General features: G+C 71.8%; 16 protein-coding genes. 4 read left to right on the forward strand and 12 right to left on the reverse strand.

The annotated features are described in order from the left end of the window. A partial coding sequence (locus G3N18_RS13375) for a histidinol-phosphate transaminase (protein WP_196384777.1) occupies nt 1-846 on the reverse strand: 846 nt, incomplete at its 3' end. A gap of 71 nt (nt 847-917) precedes the next feature. Here G3N18_RS13375 and G3N18_RS13380 point away from each other — a divergent pair. Continuing rightward, entirely contained in the window at nt 918-1,313 is a 396-nt protein-coding gene (locus tag G3N18_RS13380; protein ID WP_196384778.1) for a phage holin family protein, read from the forward strand. On the opposite strand, the gene G3N18_RS13385 is transcribed toward G3N18_RS13380, so the two are convergent. Next, nucleotides 1,282-2,718 (reverse strand): hypothetical protein, encoded by a 1,437-nt coding sequence (locus G3N18_RS13385; RefSeq protein WP_206693248.1) that lies wholly within the window; start codon nt 2,716-2,718, stop codon nt 1,282-1,284. The two genes, G3N18_RS13380 and G3N18_RS13385, sit on opposite strands and share 32 nt — an antisense overlap. Further along, nucleotides 2,715-3,026 (reverse strand): hypothetical protein, encoded by a 312-nt coding sequence (locus tag G3N18_RS13390; protein WP_196384780.1) that lies wholly within the window; start codon nt 3,024-3,026, stop codon nt 2,715-2,717. The genes G3N18_RS13385 and G3N18_RS13390 overlap by 4 nt, the downstream gene beginning before the upstream one ends. Nucleotides 3,027-3,227: 201 nt before the next feature. On the opposite strand from G3N18_RS13390, the gene G3N18_RS13395 reads away from it, so the two are divergent. After that, nucleotides 3,228-3,734 carry a low molecular weight protein-tyrosine-phosphatase gene (locus G3N18_RS13395; protein WP_196384781.1) on the forward strand — a complete coding sequence of 169 codons (507 nt, stop codon included), beginning with the start codon at nt 3,228-3,230 and terminating at the stop codon, nt 3,732-3,734. A 59-nt stretch (nt 3,735-3,793) separates the two neighbouring features. Further along, the gene (gene purB / locus G3N18_RS13400; protein WP_338038589.1) at nt 3,794-5,179 is read left to right on the forward strand and encodes an adenylosuccinate lyase; all 1,386 of its coding nucleotides are present in this window, start codon (nt 3,794-3,796) and stop codon (nt 5,177-5,179) included. A 25-nt stretch (nt 5,180-5,204) separates the two neighbouring features. On the opposite strand, the gene G3N18_RS13405 is transcribed toward purB, so the two are convergent. From G3N18_RS13405 to G3N18_RS13435, 7 genes are all read right to left on the reverse strand, one after another. Continuing rightward, a complete protein-coding gene (locus G3N18_RS13405; protein WP_196384782.1) occupies nt 5,205-5,567 on the reverse strand; it encodes an amino acid transporter in 363 nt (120 codons plus the stop codon). Next, complete coding sequence (locus G3N18_RS13410) at nt 5,564-6,247, reverse strand: acyl-CoA synthetase (protein ID WP_338038590.1); 684 nt, start codon at nt 6,245-6,247, stop codon at nt 5,564-5,566. Before G3N18_RS13410 ends, G3N18_RS13405 begins: the two co-directional genes overlap by 4 nt. Nucleotides 6,248-6,334: 87 nt before the next feature. Next, nucleotides 6,335-6,772, reverse strand: a complete 438-nt coding sequence (locus tag G3N18_RS13415; RefSeq protein WP_196384783.1) for a hypothetical protein — start codon at nt 6,770-6,772, stop codon at nt 6,335-6,337. 87 nt (nt 6,773-6,859) lie between these two features. Next, nucleotides 6,860-7,831 (reverse strand): Gfo/Idh/MocA family protein, encoded by a 972-nt coding sequence (locus tag G3N18_RS13420; RefSeq protein WP_196384784.1) that lies wholly within the window; start codon nt 7,829-7,831, stop codon nt 6,860-6,862. 294 nt (nt 7,832-8,125) lie between these two features. Further along, the gene (locus tag G3N18_RS13425; protein ID WP_196384791.1) at nt 8,126-8,893 is read right to left on the reverse strand and encodes an alpha/beta fold hydrolase; all 768 of its coding nucleotides are present in this window, start codon (nt 8,891-8,893) and stop codon (nt 8,126-8,128) included. Between the two features lie 43 nt (nt 8,894-8,936). Continuing rightward, the gene (locus tag G3N18_RS13430; protein WP_196384785.1) at nt 8,937-9,239 is read right to left on the reverse strand and encodes a DUF427 domain-containing protein; all 303 of its coding nucleotides are present in this window, start codon (nt 9,237-9,239) and stop codon (nt 8,937-8,939) included. Nucleotides 9,240-9,266: 27 nt separating this feature from the next. After that, complete coding sequence (locus G3N18_RS13435; protein ID WP_196384786.1) at nt 9,267-10,823, reverse strand: MATE family efflux transporter; 1,557 nt, start codon at nt 10,821-10,823, stop codon at nt 9,267-9,269. Between the two features lie 120 nt (nt 10,824-10,943). Between G3N18_RS13435 and G3N18_RS13440 the strand changes: the two genes are divergently transcribed. Continuing rightward, nucleotides 10,944-11,855, forward strand: a complete 912-nt coding sequence (locus G3N18_RS13440; protein WP_196384787.1) for a DUF808 domain-containing protein — start codon at nt 10,944-10,946, stop codon at nt 11,853-11,855. Nucleotides 11,856-11,908: 53 nt separating this feature from the next. Here the strand turns inward: G3N18_RS13440 and G3N18_RS13445 are convergent, their stop codons facing one another. Together G3N18_RS13445 and G3N18_RS13450 are read right to left on the reverse strand one after the other, a co-directional pair. Next, nucleotides 11,909-14,116, reverse strand: a complete 2,208-nt coding sequence (locus tag G3N18_RS13445) for an HAD-IA family hydrolase (protein ID WP_196384788.1) — start codon at nt 14,114-14,116, stop codon at nt 11,909-11,911. Between the two features lie 36 nt (nt 14,117-14,152). Next, nucleotides 14,153-15,485: aminotransferase class III-fold pyridoxal phosphate-dependent enzyme (locus tag G3N18_RS13450; RefSeq protein WP_196384789.1), on the reverse strand; the 1,333-nt coding region annotated here is incomplete at its 5' end.

Raw genomic sequence — 15,485 nt, forward strand, 5'->3', positions numbered from 1 at the left:
GTCGTCGCGGCGGGCGGCGAGCGCGCGCACCCGCTCGCGCAGTTCGTCTTCGGCGTCGAGGCTCGCGAGCGCGGCCTCTTCGGCGGCCGCCGTGACCGACAGCGGGATGCCGGCGGCGCGGGCCGCGTCGAGAACGCGCGGATCACCCACGGCATAGCCGACCCGCAGGCCCGCGAGCCCGTAGGCCTTCGAGAACGTACGGAGCACGACGACGTTCGGATGCCCCGCGGCGATCACCGTCGCGCCGGCGACGGCGTCGGGGTCGGTCACGAACTCGGCGTACGCCTCGTCGAGCACGACGAGCAGGTCGGCGGGCACCTTCGCGAGGAACGCGTCGAACGCGGTCTGCGTCACGACCGGGCCGGTGGGGTTGTTGGGGGTGCAGACGATCACCATGCGGGTGCGGTCGGTGATGGCATCCGCCATAGCGTCGAGGTCGTGCCCGCCCTGCGCGTCGTTCGGCACCATGACGCTCCTCGCGCCGGCGACCACCGCGAGGCCCGGGTAGGCCTCGAACGACCGCCACGAGAAGAGGATCTCGTCGCCCGGACCGCTCGTCGCCTGCGTCAGCTGGTAGAGGATCGACACCGACCCGGCGGCGATGTGCACGGCGTCGTCGCCCACGCCGTAGCGCTCGGCGAGTCGCGCGCGCAGGCGCGACGCGCTCGCATCGGGGTAGCGGTTGAACGCCACCGCCGTCTGCACCGCCGCAACCACGCTCGGCAAGGGCTCGAACGGGTTCTCGTTGCTCGAGAGCTTGAACGCGTCGGCGTCGGCCTGCCGGCCCTGCTTGTAGGCGGGAAGCGCCGCGATCTCGGGACGGATGCGCACGGGAAGGTCACTCACGCGAGAAGTCTACGGATGCCGCGCATGCGCGTCTTCCCGCCGCTCACGACCCGTGCGAGACTAGCCGCACCATGCGCTTCATCGTCCGCGTCGTCGTCAACGCCTTCGCCATCTGGGTCGTGACCCTCATCACCGCGCTCGAGGTCGTCGTCACCCCCTTCCCGCCCGGTGAGACGCTGCAGCTCGTGCTGACGCTGCTCGCCATCGCGGCGGTGTTCGCGCTCGTCAACACGTTCATCGGCACCGTCCTCAAGATCGTCGCCTTCCCGCTCTACGTGCTGACGCTCGGGCTCATCTCGCTCGTCATCAACGGACTGCTGCTGTGGATCACCGCGTGGTTCACGCAGTGGTGGGGCTGGGGGCTCTCGCTCGGCAGCTTCTGGCTGGGCGTCGTCGCGGCGCTCGTGATCTCGCTCATCAACTGGGTGTTCGGCATCATCCTGCGTCCGCAGACCCGCCGCGACTGACGCCGGTCGCCGAACCGACCACACCCGACGCGGCCGGCACCTGCGGCACGCCCGGCGCAGGCCCCGGAGCCGGTGTGGGCCACGCACCCGAGATCGCGGGCACTTTCAGGGGGTCGATCTCGGCCGGCACCCGGGCCGCGCCGTAGACGAACGCCTCGACCGACGTCGCCTGCGAGAGCGCCTGCCATCTCTCGCGCACGGCGTCCATGCGCGGGTCGGTCGACCCGTCGAGCATGCCCGCCGTCTCGCGGTACGCATCGAGCTGGTGCGACCCGATCGCCCCCTCGCCGGTCCACGCCGTGCCGGGGGTGTCGCGCGAGGCGACGAAACTGCCGTCGGCGCCCACTCCCGCCGCGAAGCCGCCGTTCGCGAGCGCCGACACCGGGTCGTCGTCGTGTCGCAGCGCGACGCTCAGGGTGTCGCTGCCCACATCGGCCTGCACCGGGTCGCCGAAGGTGATCAGCAGCGGCACGTCGTAGGTGCCGTCGAGGGCGACGAAGGATGCCACGAGCCCGCCCTGCGAGTACCCGGCGAGGTTCACGGTGTCACCCGGCTGCGCCCCCGCATCGGCGACGGCGGCCATCGTCGCCTCGAACGACGCGGCGCGCTCGTGATCGGCGTAGAGGTCGATGTTCGCGGGCCAATCCCATGCCTCGCGCTCGTCGCCGGCCGTGCCGGCGGCGTAGACCATGAACTGCCGTGAGCCGTTCGGCATGGTGTACCGCTCGACGCGCACCCGGTTCTCGCCCTGCGGGATGCGGTCGACGACCTGCGTCAGCGACATCGGCGCCGACGTGCGGCCCACGCCGTTGCGCGTGATCGCGACGGGGTCGGCGGGGCCGCCGAGCCGCGTGCCCTGCGAGACCGTGCCGCGCCCGGCGATCCCGATCAGGCTCGTCGCGAACAGAGCGAGGGCAGCGACGTTGACCGGTGCGCCCATCCCGGGAAGCAGCGGCGGGGTGTACTGCTCGGTCAACCCGATCCGGGTCTGGCTCTGCCACCGCGCGACCAGGGCGGTGAGCTTGGCGGCGACGAACGGATCGGCCGCCACGATGCCCTGCGCGCGCTGCCGCAGGTCGGAGGCCAGGTCGCCGTCGCCGGCCGCATCGGCGACCGCCGCCGCCGAGACGAGTTCGGCGACCTCGTAGGTGTCGGCCATCGTCTGCAGATCGCCCGCGAGGCGGCGGCTGCGCTCGCCCGCCTGGGCGGCAGCGCCGGCGGGCGGCACGAACCACACGCCCTCGGCCTGCACGATCCGGCGCGCCTGGTCGAGGCTCGCGCGCAGGTCGTCGCACTGCGCGCCCTCGGCGATGAGCCGCGCGGCGGCGGCGCGCAGGGTCTCGGTGTCGACGGCGACGACGCCGCCGCTGCGGATGTCGAGGTCGTCATCGGATGCCACGGTCACCACCCCACCGGAGCGAACGGGGTGAGCGGGGCGATCGACGCGGCCTGGCGCTGCTGCACCGCGAGGTCGTCGTCAGACGCCGCGATCAGCTGCACCAACCGGTCGAGGTCCGAGCGCAGCGAAGCGATGCCGGCGCGGTAGTGCTCGGCGCCGCGGGCCCGCCAGTCGGTGGCATCCGCGAGCATCATGAGGCGCCCGCGCAGGGCGATCGCGTCGGACAGGGCGTTCTGCACGAGCCGCCGGGCCGCCGCGATGGCGACGGCCCGGTGCGCCGCGGCGGGCGAGTCGGTGGAGTCGATGGGGTCCATGCGTCGACCCTGCCGCGCCGCGGATGCCGCGTGGAGGCCCACGGGCGCATCGGTGGAGAGTTCGGCCGAACCCCCGCTTGGGGAGGAGGCGGTGCGCCCCGGACGCACCGGCCAGGCAAAGGCCGACCGCGGGGGCGAGGCATCCATCGTCGCCGTCGGCCCGGACTATCCCCCGAGCGCGGCGACCGACACAATGGGGTGGTGCCCGCCAGCGTTGAGCCCTATCGCGTCGCGTTCGTGTGCACGGGCAACATCTGCCGCTCGCCGATGGCCGAGATCGTCTTTCGCGACCTCGCCGAGCGCCGGGGCCTCGGCGCGCACGTCGTCTCGACGAGTTCGGGCACGGGCGACTGGCACGTGGGCGAACAGGCCGACAGGCGCACGATCGAGGCGCTCGCGCGCCGGGGATACGACGGCGAGCGGCACCGCGCACGCCAGTTCAGCCTCGACGACTTCACCCGCAACGACCTCATCGTCGCCCTCGACCGCTCGCACGAGCGCATTCTGACGAGCTGGGCGCGCACGCCCGACGACGCCGACAAACTCGCCCTGCTGCTGGCGTTCGACGACGCAGCCGGCGACACCCTCGACGTCCCCGACCCGTACTACGCCGGCCCGGAGATGTTCGACGACGTGCTCGCTATGATCGAGAGTGCGAGCCGGGCGCTCTTCCGGCAGCTCGAACCCGCGATCCGCCCGACCATCTGACGACGGCGGCGCAGGAATCCGGTGCGCGGCCCCGCGCACCCTGCCACGATCGGAGCCTCGTGACCACCTCCTCCCTGCCGCCGCAGCCGCTCAGCCCCCTCGACGGCCGCTACCGCGCCGCCGTCGCCGGTCTGTCGGACTACCTCTCCGAGGCGGGCCTGAACCGTGCGCGCGTCGAGGTCGAGGTCGAGTGGATCATCCTGCTCGCCGAGCGCGGCCTGTTCGGCGCGACGCCGCTGACGGATGCCCAGAAAGACAGCCTGCGCGCCCTGTACCGCGACTTCGGTCAGGCCGAGATCGACTGGCTGGCCGAGAAAGAGGCGGTCACTCGCCACGACGTGAAGGCCATCGAATACCTCGTGCGCGACCGACTGGCATCCCTCGGCCTCGACGCGATCGCCGAGCTCACCCACTTCGCCTGCACGAGCGAAGACATCAACTCGGCCTCGTACGCCCTCACCGTCAAGCGCGCCGTCGAACACGTCTGGCTGCCGAAGCTGCGCGCCGTGATCGCCGCGCTCGGCGACCTCGCCCGCGAGCACCGCGACGCCGCGATGCTCTCGCGCACGCACGGCCAGCCGGCGACCCCGTCGACGATGGGCAAAGAGCTCGCCGTCTTCGCGTGGCGGCTCGAGCGCGTCGCGGCCCAGATCGAAGGCGGCGAGTACCTGGCGAAGTTCTCGGGCGCGACCGGCACGTGGTCGGCGCACGTCGTCGCCGCCCCCGACGTCGACTGGCCGGAGCTCTCCCGCACGTTCATCGAGAGCCTCGGCATCCACTTCAACGTGCTGACGACGCAGATCGAGTCGCACGACTGGCAGGTCGAGCTGTACGACCGGGCGCGGCACGCGGGCGGCATTCTGCACAACCTCGCCACCGACATCTGGACCTACATCTCGCTCGGCTTCTTCGCGCAGATCCCGGTGGCCGGAGCGACCGGCTCGTCGACCATGCCGCACAAGATCAACCCGATCCGGTTCGAGAACGCTGAGGCAAACCTCGAGATCGCCGGCGGACTGTTCGCGACCCTGGCATCCACCCTCGTCACGAGCCGCATGCAGCGCGACCTCACCGACTCGACCACGCAGCGCAACATCGGCGTCGCGTTCGGGCACTCGCTGCTCGCGCTCGACAACCTGCAGCGCGGGCTCACCGAGATCCTGCTCGCGCGCGACGTGCTGCTGCGCGACCTCGACGGCAACTGGGAGGTGCTCGCCGAGGCGATCCAGACCGTCGTGCGCGCCGAGATCGTCGCCGGGCGCTCGCAGATCACCGACCCCTACGCGCTGCTGAAAGAGCTGACCCGCGGCCGCCGCGTCGGCGGGCCCGAGCTGGTCGCCTTCGTCGAGGGGCTCGACATCGGAGCGGATGCCAAGGCGCGCCTGGTCGCACTGACGCCCGCGACCTACACAGGCCTCGCCGACCGCCTCGTCGACGAGGTCTGAGCGCCGCCTGACGCGGGTCGGGCCGTCAGTGGCCGGACGGTCGGTCGGATGCCGAGGCATCCGGACCGTCGTCGCCGTGCGCAGTCTCGGCGGGGGCGTCGTCGCCCGACTCGGGCAACAGCACGCCCTGATCGACGGGCTTGGTGATCTGGGCGGGATCGACCGCGAGCATGAGCAGCGCGATGATCACGAGCGTCGCGATGAACGCGATGCCCGCCACGATGAGCGAGACGACGATGACGTGCAGACGCTCGTCGCCGTCGAGGTCTTGGAAGAACCCCATCGAGACGAGCGTGATGATGCCACCGAAGGCCGCCGCGGCGAACGCGAAGCCGAGCAGCTGCACCGGCTTCATGAGGTCGCGGCGGGTGGGACGGGGGTCGGTCATGCGGTCTCTCCTGCGGGGCGCGCCGGCGCGTCGCCGGGTTCCGCTGTCGGGGTGGTCGAGGCGTTGACGCCGGTGTCGGCCGGAGTCAGGCTGGTGCGGCGCGGCGAGAACCCGGCGATGCCGAGGAACACCGCCACGATCGCGGCGTAGCCGCCGAACAGGCCCACCCCGATCGTGATGCCGGTGAGGGTGAAGGTCGCGCCCGCCTCTTTGATGGCGTATTCGAGGCTGTAGGCGGGGTTCACGAGCAGCAGCGCCACCGCGAGGGCGAGGGTCACCGCGCCGATCAGGATCGCGTCGCGCGCGAACGGGTCGCCCGTCTTGCGCGCGCGCAGCCCCGCGATCAGCTCGATGAGCCCCGAGATCACCGCCCAGGCGATGACCGTCACGAAGAACAGCGTCGTGCTGCGCAGTGGCGGGATGCCGGTGATCATGCCGGCCACGAGGGTGACGATTCCGAGGAGCACCGCCGGAATGCGTTCGCCCGCGCCGAACACGAGCCACGCCGCGACGAAGAAGACGAGCGCCGTCGCGATCGCGAAACCACTGAAGACGGCGAGACCGACAGCCGCCGAGTGATCGGCGGAGAAGGTGATCATGATCGCCGCCAACGCCGCGAGGAAGGCGCGCGCGAGCTGCAGGTGGCGCACCTCGAAGGTGCGGGTCGGCGCGTCGGTCACGTGGTGCTCATCTGGGCAGGCGAAAGGGAACCTCCCCAGTCTAAGTCGTCTGCCCGGCACCGCCGCGGCGTTACGAGGCGCGCGGGTTCAGCCGGCCGCCTGGGCGACGAGGGCGCGCAGGCGCTGCTCCACGGTATCCGTCACCTCGATCACCGCGAACGAGGTGGCCCACATCTCGCCGTCGTCGAGGCGCGCATCTTCTTGAAAGCCGACCGTGCCGTAGCGGGTGTCGAACTTCGAGGCGGGCTGGTAGAAGACGATCAGCTTGCCCTCGCGCGCGTACGACGGAAAGCCGTACCAGGTCTTCGGCTCGAGGTGCGGGGCGACCTCTCCCACGATGCGGTGCAGGGCGGTGGCGACCGCCTTGTCGGTGCCCTCGAGCGCATCGATCGCCGCGATGCACGCCTCGAGCTCTTTGGCGAGCTTCGCGGCGCCCTTGAGTCCCTTGGCGGCGCGCAGCTCATCGGCGCGCTGCGCCATCGCGGCGCGCTCGGCGGCGCTGAACCCGCTCTTCGTGTCGGCCATGTCGGCGCCCTCTCTCGTTCTCTTTCTGCTCTTCTTCGTGGTGTTCGGCGGGCTCTTCGTATGCTGGCTGTCCGTCAGCCGCCGCCGTCAACCGCCCGCGCCGCGGATCGCCTCGACGGCGCGCAGCACCGCGAGGGTGCGCTGCTGGTCGGGCGTCGCGTCGGCCTCACCGCGCACGAGCGCGGCGAAGCGCTGCACCTCGTAGACCATGTTGTTCTCGACGCCCTCGATCCGGTCGGCGGTGTGCGAGGCCGGAGCGCCGCCCCGTGCGCGCAGGCTCAGCGCGATCTCGCGCGGTGCGGTGATCTCGTCGATCTCGATCGTGCCCCACTCGCCCTGGATCTCGTTCGGCCGGTGCGAGACGCCGATCTTCGAGAACGACACCTGCCCCACGAGGCCCGGGTAGGTGAGCACGGCCGCTCCTGCGCCGTCGGCGCCGGTCGCGATCGTCACGGTCGAGCCCGTGACCGACGTCGGAGCGCCGAACAGGTGCACGATCGCACTCAGCGGGTAGACGCCCAGGTCGAACAGCGCGCCGCCGGCGAGCGCCGGGTCGAAGATGTTCGGGGTCTCGCCCGCGAGCACCAGGTCGTAGCGCGCCGAGTACTGCGACTGCCCGAACGACACGAGCCGCACCGGGCCGATCTGCGGCAGCAGTTCGGCCACGCGCGCCATGCCCGGGTCGTAGACGTTGCGCATGCCCTCGAACACGATGACCCCGCGGGCTTTCGCGTGATCGACCAGCGCCTCGAACTCGGCCGCCGTGGGCGTCGCGGGCTTCTCGAGAAAGACGTGCACGCCTGCGTCGATGGCATCCCGCGCCTGCTCGGCGTGCGCCCCGTTCGGCGACCCGACGTACACGGCATCGATCTCGCCCGACCGCAGCAGCGCCCCCAGGTCGTCGCTCGCGCGCGGAGCCCCGATCTTCTCGGCGAACGCCGCCCCGCGCTCGGCGCCGCGCGAGTACGCCACCTCGATACGGATGCCGTCGGCGTGCGCCACGGCATCCGCGAACCGCTCTGTGATGGTGCTCGTACCGATGGTGGCGACGCGGATCATGCCGCCAGCCTACGGCCGGGGCCCGACGTCGTGGGTCGCCGGGGGCGGGCTCGCGGCGGCGCACAACGGCGGAGATCTGCACAACCGCGGGCTCCTCGCGCCCAGGCATCCGCAGTTACGCAGATCTCCGCGCGGACGCAACCCGGCGCGCACCGCGGGCCCGCGCACAACCGCGGACATCTGCACAACCGCGGACTCCTCGCGCCCAGGCATCCGCAGTTACGCAGATCTCCGCGCGGGCGCGAGCGCGACCCAGCCCCGACACCCGCGACGGACGGATGCCAGGGGCGCGGGTCACTCCCCGAGGAACTCGATCGCGGCCTGGCGGAACACCCGCGATCCGGGGGCGTTGAAGTGGTGGCGGTCGGGGATCTCGAGGAAGCGCGCCTGCGGGGTCGCGGCGGCGAGCGCCCGCGAGCCGTCGATGATCGCGTCGAGGGATCCGGTCGCGAACAGCACGGGCTGCTGCGGGGCGTGCCGGGCATCGGGATCGACGGTCTTCGACTCGCGCATGCCCCCGACGATCGCGAGCAGGGCGCGCAGATCGTTGCCCGCCACCCGCTCGGTCAGCCGGATGTAGTTCTGCGTCACGGGGTCGGTCACCGGGGTGCCGTGTTCGATGAGCGCGGTCACCTGGTCCATGTCGAGGCGTGCCAGCGGGATGCCATCGGGCACACCCCCGAGCACCGCGCGCGGGATGCGCACCGGGATGTCTTGCACGACCTCCCACCCGACGCGCGCGCCGAGCGAATAGCCGACGTAGCGCGCGTCGTCGACGAGGTACGTGTCGAGCACCGACTCGACGTCGCCGGCGAGCTGACGGATCGAGTATTCGCCCGGCTCGTGCGGCTTGTCGCTCGCCCCGTGCCCGCGCTGGTCGAGACCGATCACCCGATAGCCGGCGCGGAGCAGGTCGCGCACCCATCCGGTCGCGACCCAGTTGTCCTTCGTGCTCGAGGCGAACCCGTGCACCACGACGACCACGGGGTCGACGTCGTCACCCCACGAGTAGGTCGCGATGCGCAGACCGTCGCCGACCATGATGTACTGCGGGTCGGGCATCTCGGTGAGCTGGGCGAGCGGAACCGCCCCCGCGGGCACCTGGTCAATCGACGACACGGATCTCCTTCCAGAAAGCGACATATCCCGAGAAGTCCTTGCCGACCCGCTCTATTCCCGAGGGGTAGGGGTGCGGGTAGCTCCACGCCCGGTCGGCGAACCGGTCGCCCCCGACCTGCACGGTGAAGTACTGGCACTCGCCCTTCCACGGGCAGGTGTACGGCGTCGGACTCTCGACGAGCAGCTCCTGGTGCACGCTCGCGGGCGGAAAATACCAGTTGCCCTCGATCGAGATGAGATCCTCGCGCGGCGCCTCTGCGATCACGGTGTCTCCGAGCACGGCTTTCATGGCAGCCCCTTCCGTCTGCCTGAGAGGCTACTCCCGCGACGCGCGGCTGCGGCGGGTGAGCCTGCGCAGGCCCCGCCGCCGCTGCACCCTGTCGCCGCCCGATCCAGTGCCGCCGCTCGACCCAGTGCCACCATTCAACCCGGGGCGGATGATCGGCATGGATGCCGTGACCACGGCATCCACCACCATCGACCCGTCAGTGGGGCCGACGATCGGGATCGCGGTCGTCTCGGTGACCTCGATCGGGTCGACCGGCAGCGCGGCGAGCCGGCGGTTCGCGCGCAGGAACGCGGGGACGAGCACGACGCACGCGCCGATCCAGGCGAGCGGGTTCGACCACACGACGCCCTCGAACCCCATGAGGTGACCGAGGATGAGCGCCGCACCGACGCGCATGACGAGCTCGATGAGCCCCGTGACGGTCGGGATGACGGTCGAGCCGAGCCCCTGCAGCGAACCGCGCAGGATGAACAGCACCGCGAGCACCCAGTAGAAGAGTCCGTTGATGTGCAGCATGAGCGTCGCGAGGTCGACGACGCGCTCCGAGCCGTCGCCGACGAACAGCCGCACCAGATCGCCGCCGAACGTGATCAGCAGCGCGCCGAGCACGAGCCCCGCGACCGTCGCCATGAGCAGCGCCTGGCGGACGCCGCGGCGGATGCGATCGGGCCGGCGCGCGCCGAGGTTCTGCGCCGCGTACATGGATGCCGCGAGGCCGAGCGACTGCAGCAGCGCCACCGCAAGGCCGTCGACGCGCGACGCGGTGGTGTAGGCGGCGACCGCCTCGGCGCCGAGGGTGTTCAGCGCGACCTGCACGGTGAGCGTGCCGATCGCGATGATGGATGCCTGGAAGCCCATCGGCAGACCGAGGCGCAGGTGCTCGGCGAGGTCGGTGCGCGTGACACGCCAGTCGAACCGGCGCACGTGCAGCACCGGCACGCGGCGGCGCACGTAGTCGAGGCACAGCAGCACCGAGACCGCCTGCGCCACGACGGTGGCGAGCGCGGCGCCCGCGATGCCCCAGCCGAGCGGGCCGACCATGACGATGACGAGGCCCGCGTTGAGCAGACACGACACGGTCAAGAAGATGAGCGGGGTGCGCGAATCACCGATCGCACGGATGACCGAGGCGAGGAAGTTGAACGCGACGATCGCCCCGGTGCCGAGAAAGCTGATCTGCGCGAACACGGTCGCTCCGGGCAGCAGTTCGGCCGGGGTCTGCAGCAGTTGCAGCACGGGGCCCGCGACCATCGGCGCGAACACCGTCAGCACGACGGTCGTCGCGGCGGACAGCACGGCGCCCGTCGCGACGGAGCGGCGCACCGCGGCGAAGTCTCTCGCCCCGTAGGCCTGCGCCGTCGGAATCGCGAAACCGCTCGTCAGACCCCAGGTGAACCCGAGCAGCAGGAACAGCAGCGCGCCCGTGGCGCCGACGGCGGCGAGGGCGTCGACGCCGAGCAGCCGCCCGACCACGATCGCGTCGACGAACTGGTAGAGCTGTTGCACGACGTTGCCGATCAGCAGCGGCACCGAGAACGCCAGGATGACGCGCCACGGGCTGCCGGTGGTGAGGGTGCGGGGCATGGGGGACTCTTCGGGGGAACGACGAAAGCGCCCCGGACAGGGCGCTGCGACACCACTGTATCGAATCGATTCGAACGGAGTCAAATCGAGACCGCCGGCGCGCCCGGTAGTGTGGCTCCTATGTCTGTGGGTCTGCTCGCCGTTGTCGACGACATCCTGAGCGCCGCGCTCAAGGCATCCGCCAAATCGGCGGGGGTGGTCATCGACGACGCCGCGGTCACGCCGCAGTACGTGCAGGGGCTGTCCCCCGCCCGAGAGCTGCCCGTCGTCGGCCGGATCGCCCTCGGCTCGCTCGCGAACAAGTTCCTCATCATCATTCCGCTCGCGATGCTGCTCACCGCGTTCGCGCCGTGGGTGCTGCCGTGGCTGCTGATCGTCGGTGGGGCGTACCTGTGCTTCGAGGGCGCCGAGAAGGTGCTCGAGTGGTTCGGCTTCCATCACGGCGGTCACGACGAGGGCGGACGCGACGAGAAGCGCCTCGTGCTCGGCGCCGTGCGCACCGACCTCATCCTCTCGACCGAGATCATGCTGATCGGGCTGTCGAACATCGACCCGGAACTCGACTTCTGGTCGCGGCTGGCCGTGCTCGCGGTGATCGCCCTGGCGATGACCGCTCTCGTCTACGGCACGGTCGCGCTGCTCGTCAAGCTCGACGACATCGGCCTGCGGATGGCGCGCGGCGACTCTCCGCGGGTGCGCCACACCGGCATGCGCATCGTGCGCTCGATGCCGGGCGTCTTCCGGGTGATCTCGATCATCGGCACCATCGCGATGCTGTGGGTCGGCGGTCACCTCGTGATTGCGAACCTCGCCGAGGTCGGCTGGCACGCACCGCTCGACGTGCTGCACGCCGTGGAGCACTTCCTCGAGCCCGCCGGGCCCGTCGTCGTCTGGATCGGCGACACCCTCGTCTCGGCGATCGCCGGCCTCGCGCTCGGGCTCGTGATCGTCGGGATCGTCCTCGTCATCGGCAAGGCGTTCGGCAAGAACCTCAGCTTCTCCGAGGGGCATGACGCCGCCGCGACGGACTGACGACGCGGCTCGTCGGGTCGCTGACGCGGGTCCTGCTCGCCGGGGCGGGGGCGTCAGCCGATCGTGACCGCGAGGCCGCCGTCGGCGTCGGGCGTGACACGGATGCCCGTGGCATCCGCCACGAGCCACGTCGGGCCGGCCTCGGCGGCGTGCGGTCCGACGCCGATCACGCGCATGCCGGCCGCGATCCCCGCGGCGATGCCGTTCGCCGAGTCTTCGACCACGATGCACGCGGCCGGGTCGACGCCGAGCGCGCGGGCTGCGGCGACGAACCCCTCGGGGTCGGGCTTGCTGCGCGCGACGTCTTCGGCGGTGACGGCGGTGGCGGGCATGCGGAGGCCCGCGGCATCCATGCGCGCCCGCGCGAGGTCTCGGCTCGCCGAGGTCACGAGGGCGTGCGGCAGGTCGGTCAGATCGTCGAGCAGCTGTGCGGCGCCGGCGATCGCGACGACGCCGTCGGTCTGAGCCGTCTCGGCGGCGAGCAGCACGCGGTTCTCGGCGAGGTTCTCGTCATGCGGGCGGTCGGGCAGCAGCAGCGCCATCGAGTCCTGCCCCTGACGCCCGTGGATGATCGCGAGGGTCTGCGCCGGATCGACGCCGTGCGCGAGCGACCACTCGGTCCACAGCCGCTCGACGACGGCGTGCGAGTCGACGAGGGTGCCGTCCATGTCGAGCAGCAGCGCCGCCGCGTGGGTCGTGTTCGTGATGGGCGCGGGGTTGGTCTCGCCGGCGGGCGCGGTGCCGGCGGGCGCGATGACGGATGCCGGCACGTGCAGCCCCTCCCAGCCGCGCCACAGCGGCGGGATGTGCCACCCCGCGCGGAGCGCGCCGTCGAGCTCGCGCACGACGATCGCCCGGTGCGGGGAGGTCGTGTCGACCACGTGCACGAGCACCGACCCGTCGTCGCGGGCCTCTCCGCGCGTCGCGAGGGCGAGGCGGTCGGCCGGCGGCGTGTTCACAACCTCGGAGACTCGGGCCCCGTCGGCCGTTTCGGGGTCTTCTGAGCCTTCGGGCGTCTGATTCTCCGAGGTTGTGAGCACGGTCTCGCGCCACTCGGTGCCGACGGGCAGCTCCCCCACGCCCGGAAGGGTGAGAATCCAGCCGCCAGCCGCACCGATCTCGGGTGCGTCGACGAGGGTGAGGCCGGTCGTGTCGAACGGGGCCTCGGGCATGATCGGGAGCAGGTCGCGGGCATCCCACGTGTCGCGTGCGGCGACCACGGCAGCGCCAAGCGCACCGGCGTCGGCACCCTCGCCGGCACCGGCACCGGCCGCACCACCATCCGCGGCGCCCGCCGCGGCGGCGATCTCGACCGCGTCGACGAAGGCCCAGAACGCGCGCAGCGTGGCCTGGGTGTCGAGGGTCGCGCCCTGGTAGGCGATGACGAGGTCGTGCTCGGGCAGCACGAGACCGAACTGTCCGGCGGCGCCGTCGAGGCGGAACCCGTGCCGCCCGCGCCACACCTGGTAGCCGTAGCCGAGCGCCCAGTCGTTCACTTCGCCCTCGCCGGCGGGCGGGCCGTCGAAGTCGGCGGTCACCGACCACGGGCGGCTGAGCTCATCGACGTACCAGGCCGGCGCGACCTGGCGACCCTGCCACACGCCGCCGGCGCCGAGCATCGTCGCGGTGCGGGCGAGGTCGTCGACGGTGAGGTGGTAGCCGGATGCCCCGTGCTCGATGCCCCCGACCGCGCTCATCCAGCGGTCGCCGACGCCGAGCGGGTCGAGCAGCCGGGGCCGCAGGTAGGACGTGAGCGGCTCGCCCGTGACGGCGGTGACGATCGCCGACAGCGCGTGCGTGGCGGGCGAGTTGTAAGCGAAGAACGTGCCCGGCTCGTGTGCGGGCAGAACGCGCACGAGCTCGCGCGGGTCTTCGCCGATGGCGTTGATCTGGGCGGCATCGTGCCCCGTGTTCATCGTCAGCAGGTGCCGCACGGTGAGGGTCGGCGCTCCGGGCGGCGGGGTCACGTCGAGCAGGCTCGCGACCGAGGCATCCAACGACAGCCGCCCCTCGTCGGCGAGAAAGCCGATCGCGAGCGACGTGAAGGTCTTGGATGCCGAGTAGACGAGCGCCGGGCGGTCGAGGGTGTACGGCGCCCAGGCGGTCTCGAACACGACCTCGCCGCCGCGCGCGACGAGTAGCGCATGCGGGTCGAGGCCCTCGTCGTGCAGCCGTTCGGCGAGGGCGACGAGGGCGGCGGAGGGGATGCCGACCTCTTCGGGCGAGCGACGGGTGAGCGGAGGCCGAAGGGACGATGCCATGGCATCCACCCTACGAGCGAGGATGGACGCGCGGGCTCAGTCGACCTCGCCCAGCACGGCGTCGAGGGCATCGACGAAGCGCCGGGCGTCGCGCTCGGTGAGCACGAGCGGCGGCTTGACCTTGAGCACGTTCTGCCGCTCCGAGGCGGCCTGCACGATGAAGCCGCGCCCGAGCAGCAGGTCGCAGACGCGGGCGGCTTCGTCGCGCGCGGGCTCGAGCGTGACGTGATCGCGCACCAGCTCGATGCCGAGGTAGAGACCTGTTCCGTGCACGGCGCCGATGAGCGGATGCCGCTCGCTCAGCGCCCGCACGCCGTCAGCGATCACACGGCCGACCCGCGCCGCGTTCTGCTGCAGGCCCTCGTCGTCGATGATGTCGAGGATCGCGGTGCCGGCGACGGCGCTCACCGGGGTGCCACCCGCCGATGAGAAGAAGGTGCCCTCGCGGGCGAGCGCGTCGACGATCTCGCGGCGGGTGAGCACGGCCCCGAGCGGGTAGGCGTTGCCCGCGGCCTTGGCGACCGTGATGATGTCGGGCACGAGGCCTTGCAGCGTGCTGCCCCAGAACGCGTCGCCGAGGCGGCCGTAGCCGACCTGCACCTCGTCGGAGATCATCAGTCCGCCGTCCGCGCGCACGGCCTCGGCGACGGCGACGAGGTAGCCGGCGGGTGGGATCACTCCGCCCGCATTGCCGAGCACCGGTTCGCAGATGAACGCCCCGGCGGGGCGGCGCTCGTCGGTCAGCGTGCGGGCCAGGTCGGCGACCTCGCGCGCGTAGGCGGCGCCGGCATCCGGCCCGCGGTGGCGCCCGCGGTAGGCGTTCGGCGCGTCGACGAGGTGCACCCATGCGGGGCGCGAGTCGGCCGCGTGCGGATTGTCGAACGCCGACGTGCTGACCGCGTCGGCGGCGCTCGTCCACCCGTGATAGCTCTCGCGCACGGCGATGACATCGCGCCGGCCGGTCGCGACCCGCGCGAGCGTCAGCGCGAGATCGACCGCCTCTGACCCGCTGTTGACCGGGATGACCGTGTCGAGCGACGGATCGGGGGAATGGGCGAGAAGCCGCTCCGAGAACTCGGCGAACGCGTCGTAGAGAAAGCGCGAGTTCGTGTTGAGCAGGTTCAGCTGGCGCGCGACGCGGTCGGCGAACACGGGATGGGAGTGACCGATCGCCGTCACGTTGTTGACGAGGTCGACGTACGCACGCCCCTGCGTGTCGATCAGCAGGGCGCCCCAGCCGCGCTCGATCTGCGGCGGCTCGGCGTAGAAGCGCTCGGCCGCGGCCCCGACCGTCTCGTCGCGCACGCGACGGGCCCGGCGCGTCGCGCGCACGGGGTCGGGCACGCGCTCGAGGCCGAGGATCGGCGAG

The organism is Microbacterium paulum, assembly GCF_015707995.1.
GTDB lineage: Bacteria > Actinomycetota > Actinomycetes > Actinomycetales > Microbacteriaceae > Microbacterium > Microbacterium paulum.

Coding starts and splice junctions, on each gene's coding strand:
- G3N18_RS13380 (WP_196384778.1), top strand. CDS start 918: ATGCGCTTCATCGTCCGCGTCGTCGTCAACGCCTTCGCCATCTGGGTC.
- G3N18_RS13390 (WP_196384780.1), bottom strand. CDS start 3,026: ATGGACCCCATCGACTCCACCGACTCGCCCGCCGCGGCGCACCGGGCC.
- G3N18_RS13405 (WP_196384782.1), bottom strand. CDS start 5,567: ATGACCGACCCCCGTCCCACCCGCCGCGACCTCATGAAGCCGGTGCAG.
- G3N18_RS13415 (WP_196384783.1), bottom strand. CDS start 6,772: ATGGCCGACACGAAGAGCGGGTTCAGCGCCGCCGAGCGCGCCGCGATG.
- G3N18_RS13420 (WP_196384784.1), bottom strand. CDS start 7,831: ATGATCCGCGTCGCCACCATCGGTACGAGCACCATCACAGAGCGGTTC.
- G3N18_RS13425 (WP_196384791.1), bottom strand. CDS start 8,893: ATGCCCGACCCGCAGTACATCATGGTCGGCGACGGTCTGCGCATCGCG.
- G3N18_RS13430 (WP_196384785.1), bottom strand. CDS start 9,239: ATGAAAGCCGTGCTCGGAGACACCGTGATCGCAGAGGCGCCGCGCGAG.
- G3N18_RS13435 (WP_196384786.1), bottom strand. CDS start 10,823: ATGCCCCGCACCCTCACCACCGGCAGCCCGTGGCGCGTCATCCTGGCG.
- G3N18_RS13440 (WP_196384787.1), top strand. CDS start 10,944: ATGTCTGTGGGTCTGCTCGCCGTTGTCGACGACATCCTGAGCGCCGCG.
- G3N18_RS13445 (WP_196384788.1), bottom strand. CDS start 14,116: ATGGCATCGTCCCTTCGGCCTCCGCTCACCCGTCGCTCGCCCGAAGAG.